Source organism: Microbacterium halophytorum (assembly GCF_002970975.1).
Lineage (GTDB): Bacteria > Actinomycetota > Actinomycetes > Actinomycetales > Microbacteriaceae > Microbacterium > Microbacterium halophytorum.
In genome coordinates, this window is the sequence record NZ_PNFA01000016.1 from 1 (window position 1) to 13,586 (window position 13,586).

At 70.9% G+C, this 13,586-nt stretch carries 14 protein-coding genes; 4 read left to right on the top strand and 10 right to left on the bottom strand.

From position 1 onward, the window contains the following. Window positions 1-190: 190 nt before the first annotated feature. Complete coding sequence (ispD, locus tag C0010_RS13625) at window positions 191-1,549, bottom strand: 2-C-methyl-D-erythritol 4-phosphate cytidylyltransferase (protein ID WP_105567643.1); 1,359 nt, start codon at window positions 1,547-1,549, stop codon at window positions 191-193. Window positions 1,550-1,678: 129 nt separating this feature from the next. Continuing rightward, window positions 1,679-2,164, bottom strand: a complete 486-nt coding sequence (locus C0010_RS13630; RefSeq protein WP_105567644.1) for a CarD family transcriptional regulator — start codon at window positions 2,162-2,164, stop codon at window positions 1,679-1,681. Between the two features lie 193 nt (window positions 2,165-2,357). Between C0010_RS13630 and C0010_RS13635 the strand changes: the two genes are divergently transcribed. Then, a complete protein-coding gene (locus C0010_RS13635; RefSeq protein ID WP_105567645.1) occupies window positions 2,358-2,840 on the top strand; it encodes a DNA modification methylase in 483 nt (160 codons plus the stop codon). Window positions 2,841-2,936: 96 nt separating this feature from the next. Here C0010_RS13635 and C0010_RS13640 read toward each other — a convergent pair whose 3' ends face one another. The 4 genes from C0010_RS13640 to C0010_RS13655 form a co-directional block, all read right to left on the bottom strand. Beyond that, the gene (locus C0010_RS13640; protein ID WP_232531965.1) at window positions 2,937-3,938 is read right to left on the bottom strand and encodes a hypothetical protein; all 1,002 of its coding nucleotides are present in this window, start codon (window positions 3,936-3,938) and stop codon (window positions 2,937-2,939) included. After that, complete coding sequence (locus tag C0010_RS13645; RefSeq protein WP_105567646.1) at window positions 3,935-4,432, bottom strand: hypothetical protein; 498 nt, start codon at window positions 4,430-4,432, stop codon at window positions 3,935-3,937. The genes C0010_RS13640 and C0010_RS13645 overlap by 4 nt, the downstream gene beginning before the upstream one ends. A 101-nt stretch (window positions 4,433-4,533) precedes the next feature. Continuing rightward, the gene (locus C0010_RS13650) at window positions 4,534-5,220 is read right to left on the bottom strand and encodes a response regulator transcription factor (protein WP_105567647.1); all 687 of its coding nucleotides are present in this window, start codon (window positions 5,218-5,220) and stop codon (window positions 4,534-4,536) included. Continuing rightward, window positions 5,217-6,407, bottom strand: a complete 1,191-nt coding sequence (locus tag C0010_RS13655; RefSeq protein ID WP_105567648.1) for a sensor histidine kinase — start codon at window positions 6,405-6,407, stop codon at window positions 5,217-5,219. The genes C0010_RS13650 and C0010_RS13655 overlap by 4 nt, the downstream gene beginning before the upstream one ends. A gap of 200 nt (window positions 6,408-6,607) precedes the next feature. Between C0010_RS13655 and phoU the strand changes: the two genes are divergently transcribed. After that, the gene (gene phoU, locus C0010_RS13660) at window positions 6,608-7,270 is read left to right on the top strand and encodes a phosphate signaling complex protein PhoU (protein WP_105567649.1); all 663 of its coding nucleotides are present in this window, start codon (window positions 6,608-6,610) and stop codon (window positions 7,268-7,270) included. 137 nt (window positions 7,271-7,407) lie between these two features. Here phoU and C0010_RS13665 read toward each other — a convergent pair whose 3' ends face one another. The 4 genes from C0010_RS13665 to C0010_RS13680 form a co-directional block, all read right to left on the bottom strand. After that, a complete protein-coding gene (locus tag C0010_RS13665) occupies window positions 7,408-8,148 on the bottom strand; it encodes a phosphoglyceromutase (RefSeq protein WP_105567650.1) in 741 nt (246 codons plus the stop codon). 67 nt (window positions 8,149-8,215) lie between these two features. Further along, complete coding sequence (gene ygfZ, locus C0010_RS13670; RefSeq protein WP_105567651.1) at window positions 8,216-9,331, bottom strand: CAF17-like 4Fe-4S cluster assembly/insertion protein YgfZ; 1,116 nt, start codon at window positions 9,329-9,331, stop codon at window positions 8,216-8,218. Further along, window positions 9,331-9,936 carry a nitrobindin family protein gene (locus tag C0010_RS13675; protein WP_105567652.1) on the bottom strand — a complete coding sequence of 202 codons (606 nt, stop codon included), beginning with the start codon at window positions 9,934-9,936 and terminating at the stop codon, window positions 9,331-9,333. Before C0010_RS13675 ends, ygfZ begins: the two co-directional genes overlap by 1 nt. 251 nt (window positions 9,937-10,187) lie before the next feature. Continuing rightward, complete coding sequence (locus C0010_RS13680) at window positions 10,188-10,484, bottom strand: hypothetical protein (protein ID WP_105567653.1); 297 nt, start codon at window positions 10,482-10,484, stop codon at window positions 10,188-10,190. Between the two features lie 112 nt (window positions 10,485-10,596). Here C0010_RS13680 and C0010_RS13685 point away from each other — a divergent pair, with 112 nt between their 5' ends. Both C0010_RS13685 and C0010_RS13690 read left to right on the top strand, forming a co-directional pair. Then, on the top strand, window positions 10,597-11,271 hold the full coding sequence (locus C0010_RS13685; RefSeq protein ID WP_105567654.1) for a winged helix-turn-helix transcriptional regulator: 675 nt from the start codon (window positions 10,597-10,599) through the stop codon (window positions 11,269-11,271). Between the two features lie 128 nt (window positions 11,272-11,399). Beyond that, window positions 11,400-13,577: an RNA degradosome polyphosphate kinase gene (locus C0010_RS13690; protein WP_105567655.1), complete on the top strand. Its 2,178-nt coding sequence runs from the start codon at window positions 11,400-11,402 to the stop codon at window positions 13,575-13,577. Window positions 13,578-13,586 lie beyond the last annotated feature (9 nt).

Below are 13,586 nucleotides of genomic sequence, written 5' to 3' on the forward strand. Positions count from 1 at the left end.
CATACCGCTGCCGCTGATACTCATGCACGAACCCGCGAATCTGCGAGCTCGTGAACCCTGGACTCAATGTCATCTCACGACTCCGTTCCCCGAGCCGAACGACTCACACACAGCCTGGCAAAGAGGGCATTCGGCCCCCGGAGCGCGTCATCTGACACCGCGGCGGGGTGCCCGCTCCGGATGAGGGGTGTCAGATCCGGATGAGGAGTGCCGTCGCGAAGGCCTGCACGCCGTCGGCCGCCGTGAAGCCCAGCCCATCGGTCGTCGTCGCGCTCACGCTCACGGGGGCGCCGCCGAGCGCCGCCGATAGCGCGGCCTCCGCCTCTGCGCGCCGGGGCGCGAACTTCGGCCTCGCCGCCTGGAACTGCACCGCGACGTTGCCGACCTCGAAGCCGTGCTCCCGGATGATCCGGAGCGTCTCCGCGAGGAAGGCCGCGCCGTGAGCCCCGGCGAACTCGGGGCGGTCGACGCCGAAGTGCGCGCCGATGTCGCCCAGTCCCGCGGCCGAGAGCAGCGCATCGACGACGGCGTGCGCGACGGCGTCGCCGTCGGAGTGACCGGACAGCGCCCTCTCCCCCGGCCATTCCAGCCCCGCCAGCCACAGGTTCCCGTCGCCGCCGTACGCGTGCACGTCGGTGCCGACGCCCACGCGCGGCACCGAGGCGGCACCGGCGGCGCTCCCGCCCGCCGCGCGGGCATCGGGCGACGCCCCCGCGACCGGGCGCCCGCCCTCCTCGGCCGGCCGGCCCGCGCGCGCCGCCCCCTCCGCGCCGCCGACGGATGCGGTCGACGCTCCCGCCACGGGGATCGGCCGACGACCGGTCGCCGCCGTCCCGTCCGCGACGAGGCGGCGCGCGTGGTCGAGGTCGGCGGGTGTCGTGATCTTGAACGCCAGCGCGTCACCCTCGACGGCCGCGACAGGGTGACCGGCCTCCATCACGACGGCGACATCGTCGGTGTGCTCGCGCGAAACGATCGCGTACGCCGCGTCGAGGATGTCGCGGCGGAAGCCCTGCGGCGTCTGGGCCGCGCGCAGCTCCGCCCGCTCGACGGCGGCCGAGACCCGGTCGCCGTCGACGCGCTTGATCGTGTCGATGACGGGGAGCATCGGCATGGCCCCCCATCCTGTGGCGCGGATCCTCTCGATCACGCGCACGAACACGTCGGGCGGCGTGAGCGCGCGGGCCGCGTCGTGGACGAGCACGATCCCGACCTGCGGGAGGACTCGCGCCAGGCCCGCCGCGACGGAGCGCTGGCGCGTGGTGCCTCCCGGAACGACGACGGCGAGCTCCTGCGCATCGTGCGCCGGGAGGCCCGCGTCGCGTGCCGCGGCCGCGGCGTCGGCCATTGCCTCCCCGACGAGCGCTTCGGGTGCGACGACGATCACCTGCATCGGCTCCGGTACCGCGAACACCCGTTCCAGGGCGTGCCTCAGGATCGTGCGCTCGTCGAGGCCGATGAACGCCTTGGGCCGGTCGCCGCCGAGGCGGGTGCCTGACCCTGCTGCGACGACGACGACGGAGACACGGGGCGAGAGCAGCTCAGTCACGCCATCAACCTATCGCGCCGGGTGCCGCCCCATGGGCGGCGAGCGGCGACGCCCATGGGGAGCGGCGGGCGCCGGGAAACGGCGAGACCGCCGGCCCCTGATCGGGGCCGGCGGTCTCGGTGCTGCGGGTCACTCCGAGGCGAGCACCTGGTCGAGGATCTCCCCGGCCTTCTCCTCGTCGACCTTCTCGGCGAGCGCGAGCTCGCTCGTGAGGATCTGGCGCGCCTTGGCGAGCATGCGCTTCTCGCCGGCGGACAGGCCGCGGTCCTGGTCGCGGCGCCACAGGTCGCGCACGACCTCGCTGACCTTGATCACGTCGCCGGAGGCGAGCTTCTCGAGGTTCGCCTTGTATCGGCGCGACCAGTTGGTCGGCTCCTCGGTGAACGGCGCGCGCAGCACGTCGAACACCTTGTCGAGGCCGTCCTGACCGATCACATCGCGCACGCCGACCAGGTCGACGTTATCGGCCGGAACCTCGATGACCAGGTCGCCCTGCGTCACGTTCAACTTGAGGTAGGTCTTCTCCTCACCCTTGATCTTGCGGGTCTTCACCTCGGTGATGGTTGCCGCACCATGGTGCGGGTAGACAACGGTCTCGCCAACCTCAAAAAGCATAGAAAAACGTCCTTTCGGCGTTCTCCATGTTATCACAGCCCGACTTGTACTACTCTTCTCCGCTTCTATTCACGCGCACGCAGATCGCGGCGCGGAACGCCCCTGACGCGCTGTCCGGCGCGCCCGTGCCGAGCGTCTAGACTGATCGGAGGGCCCGCCGGCCGGCGGCCGACCCGCAGCTCCTGGAGGATTCGTGAAAACGCGCTCTCTCGCGTCCATCGCACTCGGCGCAGCCGTCGTTCTCGGCACCGCCGGATGCGGCGCCATCACCCCGCAGGCGACCACCATCGACTTCTCGCCCAGCGACGGCGTGAACGTGGCGGTCCCCGACGACGCACCCGTCGAGATCCTGAACGCGTTCCTCGTCAAGGCAGACGTCGAGGCCCCGGACGCGAACCTCATCGCGACGCTCGTCAACTCGAGCGACGAGGACGCGACCGTGTCGCTGAGCTGGGACGGCGGCTCGGCCGCGGTCGAGGTCCCCGCCGACACCCGCCAGAGCTTCGGCGCCGGCGAGGAGCCGCTCCTGCTGACGAACGTCTCTGCCATTCCCGGCGCGGAGGAGCGCATCGTGTTCCAGTCGGGCGGCTCCGAGTCGGTCGAGCAGGGCGTGCAGGTGTTCGACACCGAGCTCGAGTACATGTCGACGCTCGCCCCCGAGGCTCCCGCGGACTGACCGCGGCACAAGACGACGCCCCCGCCGATGGCGAGGGCGTCGTCTTGTGCTGCCCGGGTCGCGCGCTCGAGCGCGCAGGCACCCGCGCGGCGCGCCTCAGCCGGTGATCTGCATCCAGACCAGGCCGACCGCGAGCGGCACGAACGGCGCCAGCACGGCGAGGACCACCGGCCCCATGCGCACGCGGGTCTCCAGGGTGCGCGCCGCCGACGCGAGCGTGTCCCCCGCCGTTCGCCGGCCGGTCGGTGCCGGCGCGTTCTCATCCCGGTACCGCCTGGTGCGCCGGAAGAAGCCGTCGTGCAGCACGGCCGCGACGTTGAGGAGCCGCGCCAGGTCGCCGGGGTCCGTGAGGTCGAGCGGTGCGAGGTAGACGTGCAGCACGCCGCCGACGACCTCCATGTCGACGTCATCCGCATTGTCGAGCAGCGCGACCATCAGGTCGGGGGTGAGGACGTAGAGGGCGGCGGTCTCATAGCCGGCTGGCACCGAGACTTCGAACACGTCGCTGAAGTCGCCCTCGAGCCGCAGTTCGGCGCCGCGAGCCGGTCGCGACGGCAGCGAGCTGAGCGCACCGCGCCCGCTGCGGGAGCGCAGTGTGATGCGCGGGGCCTCCGCCGGCAGGGGAATGCGCAGCGCGAGTGTCGAGACGAGCCTCGCCCCCTCGCCTTCGCCGACCGAGAACGTCCGCAGCGCGGCGTCGAACGGCGGGTCCGATTCCATCGCGTCGATGTGATCGCGCGATGCCCGCGCACGGCGGTCGATCTGCTCGTCGATCGATCCGCCCCAGAGCCGCGCGCTCACATCGGGCGTGTAGCGCCACCCCGCGCGCTCGACCAGGTCGTACAGCGCAGCCTGCCTGACGGCGTGGCGCCGGATCGCGGCGGCCGCGAAGGCGACCAGCGCGGCGCCGACGAGGATCACCGCGACCTGGCCGAGCAGGAGGGCCGTCGAGGTGAGCCCGAAACCCACGGGGAGCAGGTAGAACGCGACGACGGCCGCGATCGCGAGGTAACTCGCCGCGGCCGTCGCCACGAGCACGCCGCTGCGCCGCCGCAGCGGAACCCCTTCGGCCCGCTCGCGGTCCGCGAGCGCCGTCACGGCTTGTAGATGATCGCGATGTGCAGGCTGCCGCCCGCGTTGATCCAGCCGAGCCAGTGCGGCGCGTCCTCTCCGGCGATGCGCTGGATGGGGACGACGTAGACGCCCCGCTCGGCGATGCTCAGCTCGCGGAACTGCGGCTTCTTCGAGATCCAGGTGCGGCCGCCGCCGTCCCACGGCTCGAAGTCGCTGTAGGTGTACCCGTGCTCGCGCAGGTTCGCGGCGTCCGCGAGCTGTTCGGCCCGCGGGCGCAGCGAGGCGACGGCGTCCTCCGGGACGTCCCCGTGCAGGGTGAACGCCGCGACATCGTAGATGTTGTCGTCGCCGTAGTCGCGGGTCGTGAGGATCGTCAGCTCGGTGACGCCCTTCTCTGTGTTCCCCGTCCACAGCGCGTGCGAGTTCTTCGCGCGCTTGTTCATCAGGAAGCCGCCGAAGTTCGCCTTCTGGTAGGCGAAGCCATCGAGTTTCGTCGCGATCTCAGTCCGACTCGTCATGGTGCTCCTTCACGCTGAGGGCCGTGCCCTTTCCGACGCTCCGACACTAGAGCGCGCGCCGCGCCCTCCCGGTCACAGGAACGGCGCCGAGCCGGTTCGCCCTATGCCTCGAAGCGGTAGCCGAGGCCGCGCACCGTCACGAGCATCTCCGGGGAACCGGGGGTCTGCTCGATGCGCGAGCGGATGCGCTTGATGTGCACGTCGAGAGTCTTGGTGTCTCCGAAGTAGTCGCTCCCCCACACGCGGTCGATGAGCTGCCCCCGCGTGAGCACGCGGCCGGCGTTGCGCATGAGCAGCTCGAGCAGCTCGAACTCCTTCAGAGGCATGTTGATCATCTCGCCATCCACCTGCACCGTGTGGCGGTCGACGTCGAGCGTCACGCGGCCCCCCTTGAGAATGCGCTCGTCGAGGGCCTCCTCCTCCTGCTGCGAACGCCTCAGCACGGCCCGCATGCGCGCGAGCAGCTCGCGTGCGGAGTAGGGCTTCGTCACGTAGTCGTCGGCGCCGAGCTCGAGTCCTACGACGATGTCGATCTCGCTGTCCTTCGCCGTCAGCATGATGATCGGAACACTCGAGCTCATCCGGACCTGGCGGCACACCTCCGTGCCGGGGATACCAGGCAGCATCAGGTCGAGCAGGATCACGTCGGCGCCGCGCGCGCGGAACGCATCGAGCGCGACCTCGCCGTCGTCGGCGATCTCGACCTCGAATCCTTCGCGGCGCAGGAGGTACGCCAGCGGGTCGGCGAGGTCGGGTTCGTCCTCGACGAGGAGCACTCGAGTTGTCATGCGTTCTCCTTCTTCCGGCGCGCGGCCTTCTTCTGCTTCGTCGTACCGCCTTCGGGCTCCGGCTCCGGATGACCGACGAGCGGGAGGCGGATCGTGAACGTCGAGCCCTTCTTGGGCTGGGACCAGAGCTTGACCTCGCCGCCGTGGCGGTACACGGCGTGCTTGACGATCGACAGGCCGAGCCCCGTTCCGCCGGTGCGGCGTGAGCGCGCCTGGTCGGCGCGGTAGAAGCGCTCGAACACGCGCTCCTGGTCGGATTCGGCGATGCCGATGCCCTGGTCGCTCACGGCGATGTCGACGCTGACGCCGTCGTTCTTCACGCCGATGCCGACGTGAGACCCCTTGGGAGAGTACGAGACGGCGTTCGAGATCAGATTGCTCACGGCCTCGATCAAGACGTGCACATCGCCGTGCACCCACAGGCCGCGGTCGCCGCCGCGGACCAACCCGACCCCTGCGCCTGCGGCGGCGACCGAGTTCGCCTCGAGGGCGGCCGTGACGACCTCGTCGATCGCGACATCGCTCATGTCCGACGCCTGGTCCGCGGCCTGCAGGCGCGAGAGGTGCATGATGCGCCCCGTGAGCTGGCCGAGTCGCTCCGCTTCCGCCGACAGGCGCGACGCGAACCGGCGGACTTCATCCGGGTCGTCCGCCGCGAACTCGATCGCCTCGCTCAGCAGGGTGATCGCGCCGACGGGGGTCTTCAGCTCGTGGCTCGTGTTCGCGATGAAGTCCTGACGCATCGCCTCGAGGCGCTCCTGCTCGGAGACGTCGCGCAGGATCAGCAGGAAGTAGCGCTCCGTGAGCCGCGTCATGCGCGCCGCGACGAGGCGCTGCTGGCCCTGCAGCGGGCCGAGCCGGATGCGGATGGTCTCGGTGGCCGCGCCCGCCGTGCGCGCGAGCTTGAGCAGGTCGCGGAGCCCACCGTCGGTGAGCGTCGCCTGCTCCTCGACCCCGAGTGCCGGCGCCGTCTGGGAGGTCGCGACGACCAGGCCCGACGCATCGATCGCGGCGGCGGCGTCGTCCATCGACGAGAGCACCGCCGTGATTCCGTCCGGGAGCACCGTGCTGTTCTCCTGCTCTGCGCGTTCCCTGGCGCGTTGTGCGATGAAGAGGATCGCACACAGGCCGGCGCCGATCAGGGCGCCGACGAAGAGTGCGAGCAGCACGAGCTGCGTTGGGGACATGCCACCAGAGTATTTGCTCCGGCGGCCTGCGATTCACCGGATGTGCAACTGCCGGGCGCGCCGCGCACGAGAGTTCCCGCCTGAGTCACCATCCGTTAACCTTCGGTGGACAGACTTGCCGCAGGCCGGCTGCGGCGCGCTCTGGCGTGCCCGACCGCGCCGCACGACGTGCACAGACCGCCGATGAAAGGGCCCACACGATGCGCGAAGTCTTCCACCAGTCCCTCGAAGAAGTGCAGGAGCGGCTGGTCGAGATCTCCGAACTGGTCACGGTCGCGATCGAGAAGGCGACGAAGGCCTTCGAGAACGGCGACGTGTCGCTCGCAGAAGAGGTCATCGCCGGCGACGCGCACATCGACGAGCGCGCGGTCTCGCTCGACGAGCTCGCGATCGAGATCCTCGCGATGCAGCAGCCCGTCGCCCGCGACCTGCGCATCGTCGTGACGGCGCTGCGCGCGAGCGCGTCGATCGAGCGCATGGGCGACCTCGCCGAGCACATCGCCCAGCTCACGCGCCTGCGCTACCCGGAGCGCGCGATCCCCCAGGGCCTGCGCAAGACCTTCACGAAGATGGGCAAGCACGACGTCGAGATCGCCCGCCAGCTCACGGAACTGCTGCGCACGGAGGACCTCGCGATCGCCGAGCAGATCCGCAACGCGGACGACGAGGTCGACGAGCTGCACGCCAGCGTCTTCGACAAGGTCCTCGGCGCGCACACGGCCGAGGACGTCGCCGCGGTCGTCGACGCGACGCTCGCGAGCCGCTACCACGAGCGCTTCGCCGACCACGCCGTCGGCGTCGCGAAGAAGATGATCTACCTCGCCACGGGCGACTGGACCGTCGACGACGACCCGGAGGGCTGACCTAGCCTGCCACGCGAGGAGGCCGTCCGCTCCATCCGGAGCGGGCGGCCTCCTCGCGCTCTGCACCGCCCCGTCCCTCGTGGGCCGCCCCGGGCGGCGGCCCGGCCCACGAGGAGCGCGGAGGCGTCTGCGGCGGCCTACTTGCCCTGGGCCGCGACGGCCGCGGCGCCTGCCGCCGCCGCCTCGGGGTCGAGGTACTCGCCGGGGGCGACGGGCATGAAGTCGTCACCGAGCTCGTACTTCAGCGGGATGCCGGTCGGGATGTTCAGGCTCGCGATGTCGTCGTCGCTGATGCCGTCGAGGTGCTTGACCAGGGCGCGCAGCGAGTTGCCGTGGGCCGTGACGAGGACGGTCCTGTTCTCACGCAGATCCGGGATGATCTCGTTCTCCCAGTACGGCAGCATCCGGTCGATCACGAGCTTGAGCGACTCGGTCGCCGGCAGCTCGCCGTCGATGCCGCGGTAGCGGGGGTCGTCGGTCTGCGCGAACTCGTCGTCGGCGGCGATCTCGGGCGGCGGCACGTCGAACGACCGGCGCCAGGTCATGAACTGCTCCTCGCCGAACTCCGCGAGGGTCTGCGCCTTGTCCTTGCCCTGCAGGGCGCCGTAGTGGCGCTCGTTCAGGCGCCAGGAGCGCTTGACCGGGATCCAGAGGCGGTCGGCCGCATCGAGCGCGAGGTTCGCCGTCTGGATCGCGCGCGAGAGCACGGAGGTGTGCAGCACGTCCGGCAGCACGCCCTGTTCGCGCAGCAGCTCGCCGCCGCGGCGGGCCTCGGCCTGCCCCTTCTCGGTCAGGCGGACGTCCACCCAGCCGGTGAACAGGTTCTTCTCGTTCCAGTCGCTCTGCCCGTGGCGGAGCAGGATCAGGGTGTGCGTCATGCTGCCAGCTTACCGGTGGCGCAGGCGCCGCCCTCCGCGCCGGAGGCTCCGCAGGCAGCGCCCGCGGTCACTGGGCGAGCGGGCGGCGCGACAGGCGCGTCAGGCGCGGGATCTCCGCCGTCGCGCCGGCATCCGCCGGCACGATGACCTCCTGAGACGCGGCGACCGTCGTGCCGTCCTGCGTCGCGACCGTCAGTGCCGCCTCGGCCGGCGTCCGTCGGGAGACGACCGCGAGCGCGATCGGGCCGAGCTCGTGGTGGCGCGCCGCCGAGGTGATGCGCCCCGCTTCCCTCTCGCCATCCGACACCGCATCGCCGCGCGCCGGCAGCACGCTCTCGGAGCCGTCGAGGTGGAGCATGACGAGGCGGCGCGGCGGGTGTCCGAGGTTGTGCACCTTGGCGACCGTCTCCTGCCCGCGGTAGCAGCCCTTGTTCAAGTGCACCGCGCTGCGCAGCCAGTCGCTCTCGTGCGGGATCGCCTTCTCGTCGACCTCGCCGGACCAGCGCGGCCGCCATGCGGCGATGCGCAGGGCCTCGGCCGCAGCAGCGCCCGCCGGTTCGAGAGCGGCGAACAGGTCGCTCGCGGGGACCTCGCCGGGGTCGACGACGGCCTCGCACCACGCGCGCTCCGCGCCGGGGTGCTCCTGCGTCTGCGCGTACTGCCAGCCGCCCGCGGAGACGCTCGACCACGGATCCCGCCAGACGCGACCGCCGGCGAGGGGGACGACGGCCTCGGCCGCGGCTCCCCCAGGGGCGAAGCCGACGACCGCGAGGTCGCCGCGCTCCGACACCTCGACGCGCGAGCGGAAGCGCATCATGGTCAGCCACTTCGCGAGCGCGGTGACGTCGCCCGCGTCGGCGATGAGCCACACCGTCTCGCCGTCTTCGTACACGGCCGCGGCATGCTCGACGTGGCCCTGGGGCGAGAGCACGAGGAGCTCCGTGCTCTCCCCGGGCCCGAGCGCGGAGACGCTCTGCGACGTGATCGAGTCGAGCCAGCTCAGGCGGTCCTCTCCTCGTACCGCGATCACGGCCCGATCGCCGAGCACGGCCGCGGCGCTGCCGGCGGCGAGCGCGCGCTGCTCGCGCACGGGGTCGCCGAAGTGTGCGACGACGCGGCCGTCGACGACGGCTCCGGCGAGCCCGGCGCCGTACGGCGGGGCGATGCCCGGCTCGGTGCCCATCACTGCACCTTCTTCAGCTGCGCCGATGCGTGCGACGACAGGGAGCGCCCCATCGCGGCGATGTCCCAGGCCCAGAGCAGCTTCTCCTCGACGAGCCCGTACATCCGGGTCGCCGCCGAGTAGTCCTTGGCGCCGGCGGAGCGCACGACCGCATCGGTCGCGAGGTCGATGCGCGGCCCCTTCACCTGGCCCACGTAGAGTTCGCTGACGCCGTCGGAGCGCACGATCGACGCCTCGATGTCGAAGCCGTCGCGGGCATTGCGCAGCTTCTCGATGTCCTCGGCGTTCCGAGGCGCGCGGGACTCCGTCGGCGGCAGCAGACCCGGCCCGACCTCGGCGGCCGAGGACGGCAGCGCGAGGCGCCAGAACCCGGTCTCCGCCGCGAGCTGGGCGCGGGTGCCGAGCGGCGTCTCGTACGTGGCCGTCGCCGAATAGAGCACGAAGGGGCCGCCCGTGTGGGTGAAGCTCACCTGCTGCTCGAACTCGCCCTCGAAGTGCACGCTGTCGCCCGTCGTGTAGTCGAGCATGCCTGTGCCCTCCCAGACTCCGAGGAGCCAGGACAGGGGCACGATCTCGGCGGGCAGGTCGGTGGGGATCTCAATCATGATGCTTCCAGGGTATCCGCGGCGGGACGCAGAAGCGCCGGATGCCCGAAGGGCATCCGGCGCGGAAGACGGTCGCGGTTACTTCTGGCCGCGGAAGAGGTTCACGATGACGGCGCCGGAAACGAAGGCGATCGCCAGGCTCGCGAGCCCCAGCAGGCCGATGAAGAACATCTCGAGCGCGAAAAGATCCATGCCGCTAGCTTACACCGAGCACTCCCCTGCTCCGCGCGACGGGCCGTGCCTGCCTGCTTCTAGGAGACGAGCGCGCTGAGCTCGCCGAGGAAGAACGCGAACGCGATCACGCCCACGACGGCGAGCGCACCGAGCGCGGCGCCCGCCGTGCGCACGATGAAGCCGTCGGCTCGCCCGAGACGGAGGTTCGCGACGAACGCCGCGAACACGCAGGCGCCCGCGGCGACCGCGAACCACTCGAAGCGCTGCTCGAGCGGGGCGAAGAGGCCGACGGCGAGCGCGGCGACAGCGCCGAACGCCCAGACCGCGATCAGCGTCGGCAGGGCGGAGCGCGGGGCGAGCTCGTGCGACGACATGCGCCCATTCTGCCCCATCGCCGCCGGAGCCCTCCCGACCGAGGCGCGCACGCGACACATTCCCGAAACATGCGCGTCCCTAAGATGACAGCAAGCGCCCGGAAGGAGACCCGTGACTCGGATACTGATTCTGAGCTCCGCCTCCGATGGCGGCGCGCTCCCCGCACTCGACCTGCTCCCCCACGAGTCGAGGCGGCTCCCCGCCTCGACGGCGAGCCTTGCGAACGCCCCCGACGCCGATGTGATCGTCGTCGATGCCCGCGCGGATCTCGCGGGGGCCAAGGCGCTCTGCGGGCTCCTCGGCACGGCGGGCATCGAGTCGCCCATCCTGCTCGTCGCGACGGAGGGCGGGCTCGCCGCCGTCGGACCCGAGTGGGGCATCGCAGACGTCGTCCTCGACGCGGCAGGGCCCGCCGAGGTCGATGCCCGGATCCGGCTCGTGCTGGGCCGGGGCGCCCCGAACGAGGACGAGCACGCGGGCCGCGTGCAGACCTCGGGCCTGACGATCGACGAGTCCTCGTATTCGGCGAAGGCGCACGGCAAGCCGCTCGACCTCACGTTCAAGGAGTTCCAGCTGCTGCACTTCTTCGCGTCCCACCCGTCACGGGTGTTCACGCGCGAGCAGCTGCTCAGCGAGGTGTGGGGCTACGACTACTTCGGCGGCACCCGCACCGTCGACGTCCACGTGCGCCGCCTGCGCGCCAAGCTCGGCGACCTCGAGCAGCTCATCGGCACCGTGCGGAACGTCGGCTACCGCTTCGTCGTCGAGGACGCCTCGGACAGCTGACCCCGCGCCCCCACGGGCGCCACCGGCGCGACACTCCCGGATAGCGACGCGCACGCGGGCAGTTCACCCGCGCGTCACCCGGCGGTGTCAGGATGGGACCCTGGCCACACCTATCGGCAGGAGCGCGCATGACCGACGCAACCATGGTCGACACCGGACTCGGCGACGCCGATGACGACGACTTCGACGAGATCGTCCCCGACGTCGTCGACCTCCCCGCTGACCGATACATCGATCGCGAGCTGAGCTGGCTCGCCTTCAACCAGCGCGTGCTCGAGCTGGCAGAGGACCCGAACGTTCCGCTGCTGGAGCGCACGAACTTCATGGGCATCTTCGCGAGCAACCTGGACGAATTCTTCATGGTCAGGGTCGCAGGGCTGAAGCGCCGCATCATGACGGGGCTCGCGGTGCCGACGAATATCGGCACGCCGCCCGCGAAGGTGCTCGAGTCGATCAGCGCCGAAGCGCACGCGCTCCAGGAGCGCCACGCCGCGGTGTGGCACGACGACCTGCGACCGGCTCTCGCCGCCGAGGGCATCGAGATGGTCTCGTGGCACGACCTGTCGGGCGAAGAGCAGGCCGAGCTGTACGAATACTTCCAGGTGCGCGTCTTCCCCGTGCTGATGCCGCTCGCGGTCGACCCCGCCCACCCGTTCCCGTACATCTCCGGCCTCTCGCTCAACCTGGCCGTGCGCATCCGCAACGCTCGCACGGGCCGACAGGAGTTCGCGCGTGTGAAGGTCCCCGCCATGCTGCCGCGCGTCGTGCCCGTGCCCGGCCCCGAGGACGGACCGACCCGGCTGCTGCCGCTCGAGGACCTGATCGCGGAGAACCTCACCGACCTGTTCCCGGGGATGGACGTGCTGCAGCACCACGCGTTCCGCCTCACGCGCAACGAAGACATGGTCGTGGAGGAGGACGAGACCGAGAACCTCATCCAGGCGCTCGAGCAGGAGCTGCGGCGCCGCCGCTTCGGCCCGCCGATCCGGCTCGAGATCGCCGAGGACATGGACGACGTCACGCTCGACCTGCTCCTCGACGAGCTCGACATCTCGGAGCAGGAGGTCTACCGGCTCCGCGGCCCGCTCGATCTCCGGGCGCTGTTCGGCCTCGGTTCGATCGATCGCCCCGACCTGAAGTTCGTCAAGCACGTGCCGGTGACGGCGCTCGAGCTGCGCCCCAAGGACGTCGACTCGAAGCACGCCAAGGCCGACGTGTTCGCCGCGATCCGCTCCGGCGACGTCCTGGTGCACCACCCGTACGAGTCGTTCGCGACGAGCGTCCAAGCGTTCCTCGAGCAGGCCGCCCGTGACCCGCAGGTGCTCGCGATCAAGCAGACGCTCTACCGCACGAGCGGCGACAGCCCGATCGTGAAGGCTCTGATCGAGGCCGCGCAGAACGGGAAGCAGGTCCTCGCCCTCGTCGAGGTGAAGGCGCGCTTCGACGAGGCCAACAACATCGAGTGGGCGCGCCAGCTCGAGAAGGCCGGCGTGCACGTCGTGTACGGCCTCGTCGGCCTGAAGACGCACTGCAAGCTCGCCCTCGTGATCCGCGAGGAGCGGGGCGAGCTGCGTCACTACAGCCACGTCGGCACCGGCAACTACAACCCGAAGACGAGCCGCATCTACGAGGACTTCGGCCTGTTCACCGCCGACCCCGCCGTCGGCCTCGACCTCACGCGCCTGTTCAACGAGCTCAGCGGATACGCGATCGAGAAGAAGTTCAAGCGGCTCCTCGTGGCGCCGCTGCACCTGCGCAAGGGCCTCGTGAAGCTCATCGACCGCGAGGTGAAGCACGCGCGGGCGGGCAAGCACGCGCGCGTGCAGATCAAGGTCAACTCCCTCGTCGACGAGCAGGTCATCGACGCCCTGTACCGCGCCAGCCAGGCGGGCGTGCAGGTCGACGTGTGGGTGCGGGGCATCTGCAGCCTCCGGGTCGACCTGCCCGGCGTGAGCGAGAACATCCGGGTGCGCAGCGTGCTCGGGCGGTACCTCGAGCACTCCCGCGTCTTCGCCTTCCACAACGACGGCTCGCCCGAGGTGTACATCGGCAGCGCCGACATGATGCACCGCAACCTCGACCGCCGCATCGAGGCACTCGTGAGCGTCAAGGAGGAGCGGCACGTGCAGGAGCTGCTCGCGCTGTTCGACCTCGCGATGGACGACGGCTCCTCGACATGGCACCTGGGCGAGGGCGGCACCTGGACGCGGCGCCACCGCGACGACGACGGCCAGCCGCTGCCCGACACGCAGGACGTCACGATGACGCGCGTCGCGAGTCGTCGCCGCTCTCGCACGCCGAGATGAATAATGGCA